General features: G+C 64.6%; 15 protein-coding genes. 5 read left to right on the top strand and 10 right to left on the bottom strand.

From position 1 onward, the window contains the following. Positions 1–10 precede the first annotated feature (10 nt). The 3 genes from BHE01S_RS11665 (at position 11) to BHE01S_RS11655 (ending at position 3,270) form a co-directional block, all read left to right on the top strand. Entirely contained in the window at positions 11–1,051 is a 1,041-nt protein-coding gene (locus BHE01S_RS11665) for an ABC transporter substrate-binding protein (RefSeq protein WP_042263999.1), read from the top strand. An 81-nt stretch (positions 1,052–1,132) separates the two neighbouring features. Continuing rightward, entirely contained in the window at positions 1,133–2,269 is a 1,137-nt protein-coding gene (locus BHE01S_RS11660; protein WP_042263997.1) for a porin, read from the top strand. Between the two features lie 80 nt (positions 2,270–2,349). Continuing rightward, positions 2,350–3,270 (top strand): LysR substrate-binding domain-containing protein, encoded by a 921-nt coding sequence (locus BHE01S_RS11655; protein WP_042263995.1) that lies wholly within the window; start codon positions 2,350–2,352, stop codon positions 3,268–3,270. Positions 3,271–3,320: 50 nt separating this feature from the next. Here BHE01S_RS11655 and BHE01S_RS11650 read toward each other — a convergent pair whose 3' ends face one another. The 3 genes from BHE01S_RS11650 to BHE01S_RS11640 all read right to left on the bottom strand — a co-directional run bounded on the left by BHE01S_RS11650 (position 3,321) and on the right by BHE01S_RS11640 (position 7,592). Continuing rightward, positions 3,321–4,481 carry a hypothetical protein gene (locus BHE01S_RS11650; protein WP_042263993.1) on the bottom strand — a complete coding sequence of 387 codons (1,161 nt, stop codon included), beginning with the start codon at positions 4,479–4,481 and terminating at the stop codon, positions 3,321–3,323. A gap of 566 nt (positions 4,482–5,047) precedes the next feature. Next, positions 5,048–6,514 (bottom strand): metal-dependent hydrolase family protein, encoded by a 1,467-nt coding sequence (locus BHE01S_RS11645; protein WP_245639708.1) that lies wholly within the window; start codon positions 6,512–6,514, stop codon positions 5,048–5,050. A gap of 28 nt (positions 6,515–6,542) precedes the next feature. Next, entirely contained in the window at positions 6,543–7,592 is a 1,050-nt protein-coding gene (locus BHE01S_RS11640; RefSeq protein WP_042264150.1) for an AI-2E family transporter, read from the bottom strand. Positions 7,593–7,901: 309 nt separating this feature from the next. Between BHE01S_RS11640 and BHE01S_RS11635 the strand changes: the two genes are divergently transcribed. After that, on the top strand, positions 7,902–8,987 hold the full coding sequence (locus tag BHE01S_RS11635) for a S1C family serine protease (protein WP_042263991.1): 1,086 nt from the start codon (positions 7,902–7,904) through the stop codon (positions 8,985–8,987). Positions 8,988–9,036: 49 nt separating this feature from the next. Here the strand turns inward: BHE01S_RS11635 and BHE01S_RS11630 are convergent, their stop codons facing one another. From BHE01S_RS11630 to gcvA, 7 genes are all read right to left on the bottom strand, one after another. Continuing rightward, positions 9,037–10,509 (bottom strand): alpha/beta hydrolase, encoded by a 1,473-nt coding sequence (locus BHE01S_RS11630; RefSeq protein WP_042263990.1) that lies wholly within the window; start codon positions 10,507–10,509, stop codon positions 9,037–9,039. Positions 10,510–10,553: 44 nt separating this feature from the next. Beyond that, positions 10,554–12,386 (bottom strand): SLC13 family permease, encoded by a 1,833-nt coding sequence (locus BHE01S_RS11625; protein WP_042263988.1) that lies wholly within the window; start codon positions 12,384–12,386, stop codon positions 10,554–10,556. Positions 12,387–12,492: 106 nt separating this feature from the next. Then, a complete protein-coding gene (locus BHE01S_RS11620) occupies positions 12,493–12,726 on the bottom strand; it encodes a diguanylate cyclase domain-containing protein (RefSeq protein ID WP_042263986.1) in 234 nt (77 codons plus the stop codon). A gap of 85 nt (positions 12,727–12,811) precedes the next feature. Next, positions 12,812–13,105, bottom strand: coding sequence for a hypothetical protein (locus tag BHE01S_RS11615; protein WP_042263984.1), 294 nt, complete (start codon positions 13,103–13,105; stop codon positions 12,812–12,814). A gap of 509 nt (positions 13,106–13,614) precedes the next feature. Continuing rightward, on the bottom strand, positions 13,615–13,989 hold the full coding sequence (locus BHE01S_RS11610) for a BON domain-containing protein (protein WP_042263983.1): 375 nt from the start codon (positions 13,987–13,989) through the stop codon (positions 13,615–13,617). Between the two features lie 59 nt (positions 13,990–14,048). Continuing rightward, entirely contained in the window at positions 14,049–14,441 is a 393-nt protein-coding gene (locus BHE01S_RS37710) for a hypothetical protein (RefSeq protein ID WP_157025314.1), read from the bottom strand. Positions 14,442–14,459: 18 nt separating this feature from the next. Further along, positions 14,460–15,350 carry a transcriptional regulator GcvA gene (gene gcvA, locus BHE01S_RS11605; protein WP_042263980.1) on the bottom strand — a complete coding sequence of 297 codons (891 nt, stop codon included), beginning with the start codon at positions 15,348–15,350 and terminating at the stop codon, positions 14,460–14,462. A 108-nt stretch (positions 15,351–15,458) separates the two neighbouring features. Here gcvA and BHE01S_RS11600 point away from each other — a divergent pair, with 108 nt between their 5' ends. Continuing rightward, entirely contained in the window at positions 15,459–16,301 is an 843-nt protein-coding gene (locus BHE01S_RS11600; protein ID WP_042263979.1) for a DMT family transporter, read from the top strand. The last annotated feature ends 75 nt before the right edge of the window (positions 16,302–16,376 follow it).

The following is a 16,376-nucleotide window of genomic DNA, read 5'->3' as shown; positions in this document are numbered from 1 at the left end:
GAGACACGCAATGAAACGCCTGACCACCCTCTTGCGCGCGGCCTGCCTCGCCGCGCCGCTCGCCCTCGCCGCGTTGCCGGCGCACGCCGCCGGCACCTGGTGCAGCGCGGGCAAACCCGTGCGCTTCGCGGGCATCACATGGGAAAGCGGCAACTTCACGAGCGAAGTGCTGCGCTACATCCTCAAGAACGGCTATCGCTGCCAGACCGACACCGTACCCGGCAGCACGGCGGCCACCGAAACGGCGCTCTCGCGCAACGACCTGCAGGTTTGGGCCGAGCAATGGACGGGCCGCTCGGAGATCATTGCGGGCGCCGTCAAGGCAGGCTCGGTCAAGCTGGTGGGCGACACGCTGCCGGGCGGCACGAAGGAAGGCTGGTACGTGCCCGACTATGTGGTGCACGGCGACACGAAGCGCGGCATCAAGGCAAGCGCGCCCGACCTTCAGTCCGTGACCGATCTGCCGAAATACAAGGGCCTTTTCGTGGACGACGAGGAACCGGATCGCGGCCGCTTCCTCAACTGCCCCTCGGGCTGGGACTGCGAACGCGTCAATACGCGCTTGCTCAAGCTGCTCAAGCTCGACGACACCTACACGAACTTCCGGCCCGGCATGGGCGCGGCGCTCGACGCGGCCATCTCCTCGGCCTACGCGCGCGGCAAGCCGATTCTCACGTACTACTGGGAGCCGGCCGCGCTGATGGCGAAGTACAAGTTCGTGCAGCTCAAGATGCCGCCGTTCAATGAAGCATGCTGGAAGACGCTGCGCGATGCCGGCAGCACACAGCCGTGCGCGTCGTCGTATCTGGTCTCGCAGTTGAAGATCGGCGTTTCGACGCCGTTCTATCAGGCCGAGCCCGACGTGATGGCGTTCTTCTCGAAGGTGAGCTTCCCTATCGACTTGCTGAATACGACGATTCTCAACATGACCGAGCATAAGGTCGATGCCCAGGACGAAGCGCTCAAATTCCTCAGGCAGCACCCCGACATGTGGAAGACCTGGGTGCCCGCCGATGTCGCACAGAAGGTGCAGAAGTCGCTCGGCGCGTAATGGCAATGCGCCGCATGAGATAAACGATTCCAACGAGAAAATCCGGGCCGCGCAACGCGGCTCCATGATAAGGAGACTTAAATGAAAAAGAAGATTCTTGCGGCGCTGCCGCTGACGCTCGCCGCAGCGCTCGCTCACGCGCAAAGCAGCGTGACGCTGTACGGCATCGTCGATCTCGGCGTGGACTACGCCAGCAATGTGGCGAGCGGCGCGAACGGCCAGCTCGTGCCGGGCACCGGCAGCAAGCTCGTGCAGATGCAAAGCGGCGTGCCGGCCGGCAGCCGCTGGGGTCTGCGCGGCACTGAAGATCTGGGCGGCGGCTACGCCGCGATCTTTCGGCTCGAAAGCGGCTTCAATGCGGCAACGGGCGGGCTGGGCGACGGTCTCGCGTTTTCGCGTAACGCCTACGTCGGCTTCAAGTCGGATCGATACGGCCAGGTGACCTTCGGCAAACAATGGGACGCCACCGTCGACCTGATCGAGCCGTTTTCACTGAACGGCAACTACGGCGGCTGGTATTTCGCCCACCCGAACGACATGGACAACCTCGATAACGGATTCCCTGTCAACAACGCCGTGAAATACGTGAGCCCGGTGCTCGCCGGCTTCCAGTTCGAAGGCCACTATTCGTTCGGCGGCCAGGCGGGCCAGTTCTCGAACAACGCCTCGTATAGCGCGGCAGCGGCCTACACGGCCGGCTCCTTCAGCGCAGGCGTGGGGTATCTGCGCGTGAACGATCCGATCACGGCGGTGGCCGGTTATGGCAGCGGCGGCAGCTTCGTGAACCCGATATTCGGCGACGCGCTCGCCAACGCCCGCTATCAGGGCATCCTCTCGGCCGGTGCGTCGTATGTGATCGGCAGCCTCAAGCTGATGACGAACTACTCGAACGTGGACTTCTCGTCTGCCACCGGCAGCGGCGACCTGCACTTCCAGAACTTCGAAGTGGCCGGCACCTATGCCGTGACGCCCGCCTTCACCGTGGGCGCGGGCTACACGTACACGGTGGGCCAGGACCATGCCACCGACAGCTCGCCGAAGTATCACCAGGTCAACCTGATCGGCCAGTACGCGCTGTCGAAGCGCACGTCGCTCTATGCGATGGGCGTGTACCAGCACGCGGCGGGCTCGGCAGAAAATGCGCAGATCACGGGCTTCAACCCCTCGGGCACCGACAACCAGGCCGTCGCCCGTGTGGGGATCACGCACGCGTTCTAACGTATTTCACGTCATCCTTGTCACTGAAAACGCGCCGACGCGAATGAAATGCGTCGGCGCTCCTGCATCGCGAGGCTTGCATGCGCCGCCTACCCTCTTTATCGGCACTGCGCTCATTCGAGGAGGCGAGCCGCACGCTCAGCTTCACCCGGGCCGCGCAGAACCTGCACGTGACCCAGGGAGCAATCAGCCGCCAGATTCGCCTGCTCGAAGACTATCTCGGCACGCCGCTCTTCATGCGGCATCATCACCGGCTCGAAATCACGGCTGCGGGCAAGCGCCTGCTGCCAACGCTGCAGGCCGCGTTCGACAGTATCGCCCATACGCTCGACACGATCCGCGCCGATCCGTCGAACAGCCTGCTCAGCCTGAACGCCGCGCCCACGCTCGCCACGCGCTGGCTCACGCCGCGCCTGCGCGATTTCCAGGTGCGCCACCCCGACTTGCGCATCTCCATCACCAACGAATACGGGCCGCTGCACGGCACGGAGCGCAACGAGGACTGCCAGATCCGCTTCGGCATGGAACCGCTGACGGGCGGCCAGAGCACGCTGCTCATGCGCGAGCGCCACGTACTGGTCGGCGCGGCGCGCGAGTTCAGCCAGGCGGCCGTCGATCAAACCGCGTTGCGCGAGATCCTCGCGCAGCATCCGTGGCTCTATATCCTCGATATCGACCGGCGCCTGCTGGTCTGGGAAGCGTGGCTCGAAGCCGCAGCGCTCGACGTGCCAATCGCGCCGCGCGGGGAACTGGAGTTCAGCACGCTCGATCAGGTCATCCACGCGGCAGTGGCCGGTCTGGGTATCGCCGTTGCCGACCGGCACATGATCGCGCCCGAACTGGAGAGCGGCACACTGGTGCAGTTGAGCGACGTGGAAGTGGTGGGGCCTTCGGGATACTGGCTCGACGTGCGGCCCGAAGTGCAGGACACACTACGCGTGCGCAACTTCAGCAACTGGCTGGTTGAGCACCACAGCGAACAGGGCAGCCGGCAACGCTAGCGCGGGTGCATGACCGCCATCACGCACCCGCGCCTGCGCTATGGAACTCTTCAGTTGGGATCGATCGGCGGCCCCGGAGGGCCCGAGTCCACCTGTCTCATCGTGGCCGCGGGGCCAGGTCCCTGTGCCATGTTGCCAGCGCCCTGAGCCGCGATTGAACGCGAGAGGATCTCACGCGCTTCGCCGCTCGACGAATCGACGGTCAGTGCGTGTCCCGCGTTATGCCAGGCGCACACCCACCGCCCGTCACGCGCGCAAAGCCGCGCGTAGCCAAGCAGCGAATCGCGCTGATCTTCGCGCGACGTCAATTCGGCCTGCATTTGCAGCGCGGAGCCGTTGCCGGGCTGCTCCGCGAGCGCGGAATTGATTGCGCTGCGCGCGGGTCCGAGGCTGTTCTTGTCGAGGCTCGCGCGCGCAATCGCCAGGTTTCTCGAGACGCCGGCACGCGCATCGGCGGCGGCCTTCGCCGCGGCAACCTTCTCTGCGTTGGCTTTCGCTGCAGCGACCTTCTCCGCGTTGGCCTTGTCCGCCTTGACCTTCGCTGCGGCTAGCGCGCGTTCTTCGGCAGCGCTCTTTCGCGCGGCAACGCTCGACGGCACGGTCTCCGCACGAGCCGTCGCGGTCGTCGCGGTACGCGGCGGCGGCGCCTGAGCAGGCATCGGTTGGGGCGCCGGTACGGGCGGCGCGACATGAGCCACGACGGGCGGCGGCGCCGTATTGACAGCGGGCGGCTTCACGCTGACGACCGGAGGCGGCACACTGGCAACGGGAGCAGATGGCGCGCTGGCAACCGGAGGCGGCAACTGCGCGACGGCTACCGGCGGCACACTGCGCACCGTGTGCGGCTTCGTGTCATGCGCGGCCGATGTGGCCTTGGGTCCGAGGATCGCACCCTCCACGATCTGGGCGCCCAGGGCCGGCTCCCGCTCGGTCCGGTGCGAAATCATGTAAGCGGTCAGCAGGAACGCGATCGACACCACGCTGCCGATCGCATAGAAAGGCATCCACGAACGTTGCGCTCGAGGCGCTTCATCGCGCAGCTCGTAATCGCTGTCGCGCGGCGCACCACTGAAACTGAATGCGGAAGGGTTCCATTCCGTGCGCGCATGGCGCGCGAAACCATCGTGCCATTCGGGCGCGGCGGGTTCGCTTGCCGGCGACATGCGCGGGCCGGATGAAAGCTGCTTCGCGCCGCACTGAGGGCAGATCATCAGTGGCGCATTAAAACCGGTCCCGCAGTATGGACATCCCCACGGACCAGACTTGGCGCGGCCAGGTTCGTTGAACATTGCAGGCATGGAAGCTTTGACAGGATGGTTTCGGGTTGGCTACCGGCGACTGGTGCGCGTCGCAGCGGAGGCAACCAGGCGGCACGGATTCGAAGTATCGACTGTAGTCCCTACTGTATTGCGCGGATCGCTGGACGGGTGTAACAAATAGTCGTTTTGAATATGGGCTACTTCGCCGCGAAGTTCAACCGGCAGAATCGGCCAGATGGCGGATTTGGACAGGCGGGATTTCGACCCCCTCCGGGGGGCCTCTGGACGTGCCATGATGGCTGCACCGCGCAGGCAAATGTACCCGCCTGATGCGTCCCCACGCCGTGACATCTTGATACAGAAATCGTGTGGGGCATTGTGGCTAATACGCCATGAACGGGGCGTTCGCCATGCCCGTGCGGGCTGTTTTGGCCTTCGATTTGCGTGCCAAATCGCGATCGCGATGCCGGGGTTCGGTTACTGGCCCTGATGACGCGAAGGGCCCGCGCCCCGCAGTCTCACGCCTTCAGCGCATCCTTGTAGACCCGGCCATCCTTCATGATCAGGCTTAAGTTCTGATCGGGCCTGGCCAGCAACGTCATGTCCTGAAGCGGGTCGCCCGCCACGATCAGCAGATCCGCGTACGCGCCCTCCTCCAGCACGCCAAGCTTGTGCGGATACGGATTGCGCTCGCCCGCCAGCGCGAGCAACTGCCCGTTCGTGGCAGTGGCCATGCGCAATGCCTCGGCATTCGAATACCAGCGCGTCATGTGCCCGAGCATCGTGCCTTGCCGCGTGGCCAGCGCCTGCGAAAAAATCAAATCCGTGCCGAACGCCACCTTGAGCCCATGCTTGCGCGCGAGCTTGTACATGTTGTCGGTCCCGGCCGTTACCTCGAGAAACTTCTCGCGGCTCGACGGCGCCAACGGCGCCACATCCTCTTCGCTGGTAAACGGTTGCGTGCTCAACCATGTGCCGTTCTTCGCCAGAACTTCGGCGGTGCGGTCGTCGATGAGATGTCCGTGCTCGACGCATTGCGCGCCGGCAGCCACCGAGCGCTTCACCGCTTCCGGCGTGTAGGCATGCACGAGCACGTAGGTACCCCAGTCGGACGCCGTTTCCACCGCGGCTTTCAGTTGGGGCTCGGTGAACGTGAGCATGTCGAGCGGACTGCGCGGCGTGGAAACGCCGCCGCAGCCCACGATCTTGATCTGTGTGGCGCCCATCATGAACTGCTCGCGCACACGCAGGCGCACTTCGTCGGCCGAATCGGCAATGGCGGCAGCGCCAGTTCGTTCGATCTCGCTGATCTGGCCACTCGTGCGCGGCACGTCGGTCAGCAGACGAAAGTCGCCGTGGCCGCCCGTCGTGGTGATCATCGCGCCGCAGGGGTAAATGCGCGGGCCGCTCAGCATGCCGGCGTCGATGGCCTGCTTCAGGGCGAACGCGGGACCGCCGGCGTCGCGAATGGTCGTGAAGCCGCGCAAGAGTGTGCGCTGGGCCTCCGCGCCCGCGGCCAGGTAGACGAAATTCAGGTCGGACTGAAGGATGGTCGCGATCGGGACCGCGGCGAGAAGCGAATGCCAGTGCATGTCGATGAGGCCCGGCATCATCACCTTGCCGCCGCAGTCGATCACGCGGCCACCCGACGCGGTCCGCGTATCAGGCGAGCCCCGCCGCAGCTGCGAGATGCGGTTGCCGTCGACGACGAGGGACAGGCCGTCCTGCAGCGCCGCCGACTTGCCGTCGAACAGGCGAAAGTTCGTGAATGTCGTGGGCTGGGCGGGCGCTGCGGCGCCGGGCTGCTGCGCGCTGCTGAACTCGGGCAGCACCGCGCTCAACAGGGATGCACCCATGCCGATCAGGAAGCCGCGCCGCGCCAGATCGGCGCTGATGCGGCGATTGGCAAACTCCGCCAGCGCCTTGTCGCACAGACACACGGAAACCGGGCCGATTGCGTTGCCGCGGTTGATTCTGGAAGCCATGGGTCACCTGTGAAAGTAAGCTACGCATTTATTCTGCAGGCCTGACTACATCGTCCTTCGTCAACAGCATCGCCAGCGGCCGAGTGGAGCTGAACGCAGAGAAAATGATCGTGAGCGCCACGGTTCCCGGCACGGCGAGAAAAGCGCCGGGAATGCCCCAGATCGCCGTCCATGTGGCGAGGCTCATGAGGATGACGGCGGGGCTCAGGTTCAGCGACCCCGCCATCAACCACGGGTCGAGCACGTTGCCCATCACGAAGTTGATTGCCGAAAGCGCAATGAGCAGCGTGATCGATTCGTTCCACTGACCGAATTGAAGCGCGGCGAGCAAGGCGGGAAGCGCAACGGAAATGAGCGACCCCGCATAGGGCACGAAGTTGAGCAGCACGATGAGCACGGCGAGCAGCGGCGCGAACTCCAGCCCGACCAGGTGCATGCAGACCCAGCTCAGAATGCCGAGCACCACGCCGAGCAGCGCCTTCAACGCCAGATACGTGCCGATCTTCGAATTGATGGCGTCGATCACGGGCTCCATGTCCGCCTTGCCGCGCATGACTGCGGAAAGCTTGCGGCGGAACCGCCCCATCTCGACCATGAAGAACGCCGTGTACAGTAACACGACGAGCGTCGTTGCCATGAGCGAAGAGAGCGAGCCGAGCAGCGAGGTGAGCAGCGACTGGACGTTGACGGTCGCGAGCAGTTCGCGGCGGAAAGCCGTCCACGAAGCCTCGGTCTCCAGATGAAACAGCGCGGTAATCTTCGCGAGCAACGCAAGCAGCGTGGCTTCGTACTTCGGCGCCACGGCAAGCATGCGGTCGGTATCGGATAGCAGCAGTTCGGTCGCGACCCATGCGGCCGCAAGTATGAGCGCGGCGGCGCTCCAGTAGCGCACGCCTGCCCGAATGCGCGTGCCCACGCGGGGCACGCGCCGCAGGATCTCGGCGAGCCCGTAGATCACATACGACGTGATGATCGCGAATGCGATCGGCACCAGCACCGGGCGCCCGATATACAGCACCCACCCCGTAACGACGGCGATGACGACCACGCAGGTGAACGTGACGAGATCCTGTTTCATGGAGATGCTTTGGATGACGAACCACGTTGCGCGGGTGAGACGTTTGCAAGCCATCGACGCCTCGCCGCGTTTATCCGGCCCTCAATAAAACGTCTTCGGGGCGCGATCGGCGCTACCTCGCAAGACTAGCCGCTTTGAAGAAGACGTGCGCGCTGGCTGGCGAGGCATCCCCGCAACCGCGCCCTGGATTTCGTTGCGTGCACATCGACTCTTCGAGCGGTCAAAAGATCTCTCCGGCATTTAAGTCACGTTTAAGCAGCAAAAAGTACCTTACGCGCACCTTCACCAATCACTTCGAAGACCATAGCAATGAGTACCATCAAATATCGGCGCCGGGGCCTGATCGTCGGTGTGGCGGTGGCGCTTGCCGGCGCCTGGGTCGTGAGCCACGAGCACGCCAGCGCGGACGAAAGCGGCATCACGAAAACGACGTTGTCCGCACCCGTGCCGAAGGCGGACGACGTCAGGAGCGCGGCGCCGAACTTCTCGGCAATCGTCGCGCAGTACGGCCCGGCTGTGGTCCATGTCGAAGTCGTCAAGGAAAACCCGGACGCCGAAGACGGCCATTCGGGCGCCCTCGGCTCGGGCTTCATCGTGAGCCAGGATGGCTACATCCTGACGAACAATCACGTCGTCGAAGGCGCCGATGACGTGACAGTCAAGCTCACCGACGGCCGCAAGTTCCCCGCGCGCGTGATCGGCACCGACAAGGCCGGCGACGTGGCCGTGCTGAAAATCTCCGGCACGGGTTTCCCGACGGTGAAGATCGGCAATCCGGCGAACAGCAAGGTAGGCGACTGGGTCGTTGCGATCGGCTCGCCCTATGGTCTCGACAACACCGTCACCTCGGGCATCATCAGCGCGAAGTCGCGCCAGCTCTCGGAAGACAGCCCGACGCACCTCATCCAGACCGACGTGCCCGTCAACCCGGGCAATTCGGGCGGCCCGCTCTTCAACCTGAACGGCGAAGTCATCGGCATCAATTCGATGATCTATTCGCGCACGGGCGGCTTCCAGGGCCTCTCGTTCGCGATTCCGATCGACGAAGCCATGCACATCAAGGATCAGATCGTGCAGGGCGGCGGCAACGGCAATGGCACCACGCTGGCCCGCAATGCGCATCCGCGTCTCGGCGTCGCCGTGCGCGCGCTCAGCGGCGACGAAGCGCAGCAGATCGGCGTGGACGGCGGCGTGCTCGTCGTGAAAGCGGGCGGCGCGGCAAAGGCGGCCGGCATCAGCGCGGGCGACGTGATCATCGCGGTCAACGGCATCGAGGTGGACAACGTCGAGCAGTTGCAAAGCATGATCGCGCGCGCCCGCAGCAACGTGTCGATCGTCGTGGCCCGCGACGGCGAGCAAATGACCGCGCAGGTCGAGCTCGCGCCGCGTGCCTGACCTCTCGCCGGGTCGGGGCCCGGTCTTGCGCGTGCGGATTGCGCGACGATCACGGTCCATGGCTCGCCAGGTAGTCGATACGCTCGACGATGTAGTCGTAGAAGGGGTTCCACGAGAGCCGCGTGAGAAGCCCCGCACCCACGATCAGCGCCCCGGTTTCGCCGCGTACGGACTGGGCGCCCAGATGGATGCCCAGGTCGTCGTCGGGATCGGGGTTGCGGCCGTACAAGGAATCGGTCACCGGGAACGGCAGGGCCACGTGGGAAAGCGAATAGACATCGAGCGGATAGTCGAGCCCCGTCGGTTCGACTTTCGCCGTTGTCTCGTTCGGCGCCGTGCTCTGTTCGACCACGTGCGGCGAGGTGGCGGAGGCGTTGGTGAGCACGGTCAGGCGGTAACGCAGCGGCGGCGCTGGCGAGATGCGGCGCAGCGCGTCACGCATCGAAGCGCGCAGCAGCGGGCTCCATTGTGCCGTGCGGTTGATGTCGAATAACACGAGCTCGCTGCCGTTGGCGGGCAGTTGCGCGTACAGCGAACTGACGATCGCGCTCGTGCTCACGGTGAAGTCGAGTATGGACTGGAAGGTGAGCGCGGGCGGCAGCGCCGCCAGTTTGCCGTTGCGCGCCGCGTCCGCCACCTCCTGCTGGATCTTGCGCGTGACTCGCCACGACTGGCGGGCGCCGTTCACCGGAAACGAGTTGTACTTGAACGGATTGAATTCCGGCACGATGTCGAGCCACGCGGCTTTCGCAAACGCGGGCAGGATCGCGGGCAGTGCCGCGAGCCCCGCAAAGCGCGCGAAGCGCGTAATGCCGATCATCGGCGAGAGCAGGATCAGGTGGTCCGCTTTCGGCAGGCTCGGATCGTCCAGCGCCTCGAGCGAGTATTGCAGTGCGAGCGCGCCGCCGTTCGAAAAACCCACGATATGCAGCGGCGCAGGCGCCGGCACGAGGCGCCGCGCTTCGCGCACGGCGAGGCGCGTGGCCGCCTCCCAGTCTTCCGCCGTCACTTCGGTCAGCCCCGAGGGCACGGTGCCATGCCCCGGCAAGCGCACCGCGACCACGGCGAAACCATCCTGCTGATAGCGCTGCGCGATGTGCCGCAGGCTATACGGAGAATCGGTCAGCCCATGCAGCATCACGGCCACGCCGTGCGGCTGACCTTGCGGCATGAGTGTGTACGAGCGGTTCCAGTCGGTGCGGAAGTGCCCGGGATAAATCGGGCTGCCCGAGAAATAACGATTGGCGGGAACACGCTCGTCTGCCGGCAGTTTGTCGGTGACGTTCTTCTTCACCGCGTCGAACAGGCGGTTCTCGTTTGCGATGTACTCCTCCCACGTCGCATGATCGATTTCGTGCGCGTGCATGTCTTCCGGCACATAGGTGTGCCACAAGCTCAACGGCGCCTTGCGCTGCGCGTCGTAGAACCGCACGCCGGCAATGCACACGAATGCGATCAGCACGAAAAGGACAATCCGCTTGATCCAGCGAAGGACCCACGCTCTCGTCAAGAAATTCGCCATGTCCGGTCAATGCCTCGCGAACGGGTAGCCGGCCTTTCCTCGCGCTAGTGCGGGAAAACCGGCCAGATGAGCGGTACCAGCACTACGGTGATCACGAACGCCCCGAGGGCAGCCGGCGAACCCACCATGAAAAATTCCCGGAACCGATAGCCGCCAGCCGTGCTGACGAGCGCATTCACGGGTGTCGAGACCGGCGACATATAAGCCGCCGACGCGGCAACCGCCGTCGTCATCGCGAACGGATAGGGCGACGCATGCAGGTGAGCCGCCAACGCGAGCACCACGGGCGCCATCAGCACCGCCGTTGCCGTGCCGGAAATCACGGTGCCGAGCACGAGTGTCAGCAGGAAAACAGCGCCCAGCAAGCCATGCGCGCCCCAGTTGCCGGCCACGCGCAGCACGGCGTCGGCGGCAATGTCGATGCCGCCCGTGCGCTGCAGCGCGATGGAAAACGGCAGCATGCCCACGATCAGCACGAGGCTGCGCCAGTGAATCGCGCGATACGCGCTGTCGAGGCTCACGCAACCGAACGCACCCATGAGCAAGCACCCGATCAGTCCCGCGAGCACGTTCGGCACGCGCGGCGTAAGCATCATCGCGATGACGAGCGCCATGATGGCGAGCGCGTGCAGCGCCTTGTGCGGCACCGGCACGTAGGCGTCGCTTTCGACCGGCATGGCGAGACACACGATGTCGCGCTCCACCGACTGCATCGAGAAGATGTCGATCCACGGCCCGACTACCAGCAGCGTGTCACCCACCTTGAGCTGCGTGGCCTGCAGATCCTGCTCGAGCGCGGCATCGGCACGCCGCAGGCCGACGACCGTCACACCGTGCCGGCGCAGCGCCGCGGAACTGCGCGCGACGTTGCCCACGAGCGACGAGTCCGGCGGCACGATGACTTCGGCCATGCCCACGTCGTGGCTCTGGTCGGTGAAGTAGGCGCCCGACATGCGGCGCATCGCGAGCGCATGGCGCGCGCAAAACGCCTGCACGTCGAAACTCGCGGACTCCACGTCGAGCAGCAGCACGTCGCCGGGGGCGATACTGCTGTCCGCGGTTGCGGGCAGCACGGTCGCGCCCATGCGCGCGCGCCGCTCGATCGCGACGACGTGCGCCACGGGGTCGTCGTCGAGCCCGGTGTGGCCGAGCGTCTGCCCCACGAGCGGGGAATCGGTGCCGACTTCCAGGCGAAAGGCGCGCCCTTCGAGCGAGTAGCGCGTGACCCAGTCGTTCAGCGAGGGCCGCGTGGTCGTCTCCGCGCCACCCGTGCCGTTCAGAAAGCGCCTCGCGAACAGCATCCAGCCGATGCTCGCAGCGAGAATCGGCACGCCCAGCGGCGTGATGGCGAAGAAACTGAAGGGCCGGTAGCCGCGATAGACGAGCGCGCTGTTGATGACGAGATTCGGCGTCGTGGCGACGAGCGTGAGCATGCCGCTCGTGAGCGCGGCCATGCTGACCGGCATGAGCATGCGCGCGCGCGACACGCCCGACTGGCGTGCGATGCGAACGACGATGGGAATGAAGATCGCCACGACGGCCGTCGAGCTCATGACCGAGCCCATGACGCCGACAATGATCATGATCAGCACGACGAGGCGGCGCTCGTTGGACCCGCCGCGCTCGATCAGGTAGTCGCCCACGCGCTGGGCGACGCCCGTGCGCGCGAGCGCGTCGCCGAGCACGAAGAGCGCCGCGATGAGCACGATGTTCGGGTCCGAGAAGCCAGCCAGCGCCTCGTTGACCGTCACGATGCCCGCGAGCGACAGCGCGACGATCATGATGAGCGCCACCGCGTCCGAGCGGGGCCGGCCGATCAGGAACATCGCGATCGCGCAGGCCAGACAGGCGACGGTCATCAAAAGGTCGGTAGACATGATTTCGCTTTGCCTGCTGGGCGGGCCTCAGAAACCACTGCTACCGCAAATAGTGCCGGATTTTGAAAACTTGCGTTTCAGCGCGACCTTGAGTCGAACTCACGCATCATGCCAGCGCCGCCGTTTCGATGTAACGTTTGCGAACGTCGATGTCGATAAAGAGGCACGACATGGGCGCCGCGTGCGAAGTCGCGCGCCGAATCTCGTGATGCAGACGCTCGTCGAAATAGCGGCGGTTCGACAGGCCCGTGAGCGGGTCGGTCACGCCGGTCTTGCGCAGATGCTCGCGGTGGGCGACGTTGTCGAGACTCGCCGCCGCAACGCGCGCTGAAGCGCGCAAGCAGATCGGTTCCCATGCTGGGCGCACAAACAAAAGACCGCTGTCCCGCGAGGGCAGCGGTCTTGCTTACGGTAACGGACTGCAGTTATTTGGCCGGAGACGCGGTAGTCGGAGTCGCCAGCGTGTTGTTGCTACCGTACGCGGGGGTGAGCGACGTTGCGCTATTGTTCGCGCCCGGGTTGTTCGGCGACGCGGCGCTCATGCCGCTGTCCGAGCCGGTGGCGCCCGGCGTGCCGTAGCCGCTCGTTGCAGTGTTATTGGCAGCGGCGGGCGACACAACGCTCGGGGTTGCCAGCGTATTGTTGCTCTGTGCATACGCACCGCCAGACAGCATGAGTGCGGCAACGGCCGCGATCAGTGTGCTGGTTGTCTTGTTCATGACTCGCTCCTCCTTTGATTGGACTGGAATTCCGGCACAAACGACCCGCGATATTTCTCATTGGACGGTCGTTATGCGCGGCTCACGGCGATTAAAATCGCGTAACTGTTCGCAGAGGTGCACGTAAAGCAAACCCCTGCCAGTTCATAACAAGTTTAGGAAAGCGAGCGCGAATAATTAAGCGCATTGTGCGCAACGATATATTTCGTTTTTTGGCAATTACCCGTAATGGCGTAATGGATTCTTGCCTCGAATCGGAGCACTGCGCGATTCGATATGCAATTCGGCCGTTTGACCTGGCATTTGCGAGAAGCCTCTTTTTTTGCCGCCCCGGTTGAAAATCGGCTTAACGATTTACACCGCATTTTGCGAAACTACGCTTCGCATCCCTGGTTCGGGAAATCCGGCGCCTTTATTGCAGGCCATATAATCGCCCTGCGCGATTTTCGTTACATGCGCAGGGCGTAGGTGCATGCGCCCGGTTGGGCGCAAAGCTGTGTGAGCGATGATCAGGACTCGTTCGGACGGATCGTCAGCGCGTTCTTGACCGACGTTACGCCTTGCACGCCCCTGGCGACTTCGGTGGCGTGTTCGATCTGCGACTGCTCCGGTACCGAGCCCTGCAGGACCACGGCCCCATCACGCACACGCACGGTAATTCTGGCAACGTCGATCTTCTTGTCCCTGGCGAGCGCGGAGCGGATCTTGCGGCTGAGGGCGCGGTTAGCGGCCTTGGCCTGCTTCGATTGCGCCTGCGTCGGGCTGGCTTGTTGCTGGGCAGCGGCAGTCGCGTCGCTAGACGCGTCGCCCTGCGCATAGGCGTGCAAGGACGCAGCCACGAGAGCCGTCGCAGCGGCCAGCTTGAATACTTGAATAGCCTTCATGCAGTTTCTCCTGTTGTCACAGTCTTGTTGTGGGCCCACGAACGGACCGTTGCACTACGTCATCCACGACCAGGCATTCGCGTACCCCAAACGGCGCGCGATGCAGTGCCGCATTTTGTTGCCGCATCGCGCCCATTTGCGCGAGCGCGCGGCAGATTATAAGAATGTAATGTGCGGCCAGGGCGGGGAAAATGCGGCTGATGCAATGGCTTGATATCGACCGCGGCATGGAGTAGGAACACCGTTTGTGGCCACGGGCTTGTGGTCACATCGCCGCCAACTCCAATTGCGTCCATCAACGATCGAACGACTTCGCCGCGCGCATTCAGGTTTGAAAGGAAAATGCAGCCCATCTCCCGCAGCGTGTGCGCAAAAAAAGGCTGCCGGGCGTCGCGTAATTGCGACGCCGATTCCGCCTTCGGATCCGTGCGATAGCCGGCCTCCTTTTGCATCGCGCGGCGCATTTGCGTTCAGGAACCCATCCCCTCGCGCTCGATCCATGCACGGAACAAGGCGACACGTTCGTCGCCGGACTTCTCGTGGGCCACGTAAGTGCAATAGCTGCGCGACGGCAGACGTGGACCTGCGAACGGTGCGACGAGCCGGCCAGCGGCGAGATCGTCGGCGACCAGCGCAGTGGGCCCCATCGCGATGCCGATTCCGTCGATCGCAGACTGCAAGGTCAGAAAGAAGTGGTCGAAGGTCAAATCAGCGGCCGGCCTCAGGTCAGGCACCTGCGCACACGCCAGCCAGTCGGGCCAGAGCCGCGGAAGACTCGAGGTGTGCAGCAACGTGTGCTCTCGCAAGTCGCCGGGCGAGCGCAGCGGCATGCGCCGTAAAAGCGTAGGACTACAGACCGGAAGCCGCTCCTCGGACAAGAACGGCCGCATCGAATAGCCGTAGAAGGTGTCCGGGCCACCCCGGATGACGAGGTCATCGTCGCCCTTCAGACTCTCCAGCGGCTCGTTCGACGTCTCCACCTTGACGTCGATGTCGGGATGCCCGGCGCGGAATTTCGCCAGCCTCGGCACCAGCCAGCGCAGCGTGAAGGTGGCGGGCGCGTTCACGGACAGAGTTCGCGAGACCGTTTGCGCCACGCCATATCTCGCGGTTGCTTGCGCGAGCTGTTCGAACAAGGGGCCGACTTCCGCCAGATAAGCCTTCGCCGCCGGCGTCAGCTGCACGCGGCGGTTGTGCCGCTCGAAGAGCGGCGCGCCAAGCCACGCCTCCAGCAAGCGCACGTGCTGGCTCACTGCACCGGGCGTCACGTGCAACTGCGCGGCGGCGTCCTTGAAGCTGCCGAGCCGGCCCGCCGCCTCGAAGGCGCGCAGGGCATTGAGTGGGGGCAATACCGGCTTCATTCGAGAGAGTTTATCTAATGTGAATACCCAATTTATCTCGTTTGCTGACCGGTTACAAGATAGTTATCCTTCTTGTTAAGCCATTAACGCAACCGTGACCGCGCCCTCATGCTCAGTTATACCGGCGGTATCGTGCTGTTCGCCGCGCTGCTCCACGCGAGCTGGAACGCGATGCTCCATGGCAACCGCGACCGGTTTTTCTCCATGGCGTGGATGAGCATCGCCATCGGGCTGGTCGCCGCGCCCGTCGTCCTGTCCCTGCCCTCGCCGGCCCGAGCCGCGTGGCCCTGCATCGTCGCTTCGGGGCTCGTGCATGTCTTCTACAACGTGAGTCTCGTGCGGTCGTATCGCTGCAACGACCTGGCGCTGGCGTACCCGATCGCACGAGGCTCGTCGCCGCTGCTCGTCACGCTCGGCGCGGCGCTGTTCGCGCATGAAACGATCGGCCCCCTGCACGGTCTCGCGATCGTGATGATTTCGGGCGGCATCATTGCAATCGCGCTGCAGGGGCGTCACGTGTCGCGCGCGGGTGCGCTCGCCGCGCTGACGACCGGTGCAACGATCGCGCTCTATACCGTGATCGACGGCATCGGCGTGCGCTTGTCCGACGGCCAGCCTTTCAGCTACACCGCATGGATGTTCCTGTCGTATTGGGCGATGCCGGTGCTGTTCGTCGCGCGGCGCGGACCCGCGGCGCTATGGACGCCGGTACGCGCCGAGCCGCTGTCGATCGCCTCGTCGCTGGCCGGCGGCCTGGTCTCGATCGGGGCGTATGGCATCGTCATCTGGGCGCTGCAGTCGGGCGCGATGGGCGCGGTATCGGCGTTGCGCGAGACCAGCGTGGTGTTCGCGGTGCTGATCGGGCGGATGTTTTTGCGGGAAGCGGTGAGTGGAACGCGCTGGCTCGCCTGCGTGGTCGTCGCGGCCGGCGCGCTTTGTCTCGGGCTCTGACATGATTTCACGCACGTCGTTTGCTACCCGTGCGTCATAACGGTCATAAACGTCACCAAGCAACCTGGCACGCAA

The sequence above is a fragment of the Paraburkholderia heleia NBRC 101817 genome, from assembly GCF_000739775.1.
Lineage (GTDB): Bacteria > Pseudomonadota > Gammaproteobacteria > Burkholderiales > Burkholderiaceae > Paraburkholderia > Paraburkholderia heleia.
Note: the sequence above shows the minus strand (reverse complement) of the source record. Positions and strands in the feature narration are given on the sequence as shown.

Bases quoted from the DNA above. Each gene is read 5' to 3' on its own strand.
- BHE01S_RS11650 (WP_042263993.1), bottom strand. From the start codon at position 4,481: ATGATCTGCCCTCAGTGCGGCGCGAAGCAGCTTTCATCCGGCCCGCGC.
- BHE01S_RS11625 (WP_042263988.1), bottom strand. From the start codon at position 12,386: ATGTCTACCGACCTTTTGATGACCGTCGCCTGTCTGGCCTGCGCGATC.
- BHE01S_RS11600 (WP_042263979.1), top strand. From the start codon at position 15,459: ATGCTCAGTTATACCGGCGGTATCGTGCTGTTCGCCGCGCTGCTCCAC.
- BHE01S_RS11610 (WP_042263983.1), bottom strand. From the start codon at position 13,989: ATGAAGGCTATTCAAGTATTCAAGCTGGCCGCTGCGACGGCTCTCGTG.
- gcvA (WP_042263980.1), bottom strand. From the start codon at position 15,350: ATGAAGCCGGTATTGCCCCCACTCAATGCCCTGCGCGCCTTCGAGGCG.
- BHE01S_RS11615 (WP_042263984.1), bottom strand. From the start codon at position 13,105: ATGAACAAGACAACCAGCACACTGATCGCGGCCGTTGCCGCACTCATG.
- BHE01S_RS11635 (WP_042263991.1), top strand. From the start codon at position 7,902: ATGAGTACCATCAAATATCGGCGCCGGGGCCTGATCGTCGGTGTGGCG.
- BHE01S_RS11660 (WP_042263997.1), top strand. From the start codon at position 1,133: ATGAAAAAGAAGATTCTTGCGGCGCTGCCGCTGACGCTCGCCGCAGCG.
- BHE01S_RS11640 (WP_042264150.1), bottom strand. From the start codon at position 7,592: ATGAAACAGGATCTCGTCACGTTCACCTGCGTGGTCGTCATCGCCGTC.
- BHE01S_RS11645 (WP_245639708.1), bottom strand. From the start codon at position 6,514: ATGGCTTCCAGAATCAACCGCGGCAACGCAATCGGCCCGGTTTCCGTG.
- BHE01S_RS11665 (WP_042263999.1), top strand. From the start codon at position 11: ATGAAACGCCTGACCACCCTCTTGCGCGCGGCCTGCCTCGCCGCGCCG.
- BHE01S_RS11630 (WP_042263990.1), bottom strand. From the start codon at position 10,509: ATGGCGAATTTCTTGACGAGAGCGTGGGTCCTTCGCTGGATCAAGCGG.
- BHE01S_RS37710 (WP_157025314.1), bottom strand. From the start codon at position 14,441: ATGCAAAAGGAGGCCGGCTATCGCACGGATCCGAAGGCGGAATCGGCG.
- BHE01S_RS11655 (WP_042263995.1), top strand. From the start codon at position 2,350: ATGCGCCGCCTACCCTCTTTATCGGCACTGCGCTCATTCGAGGAGGCG.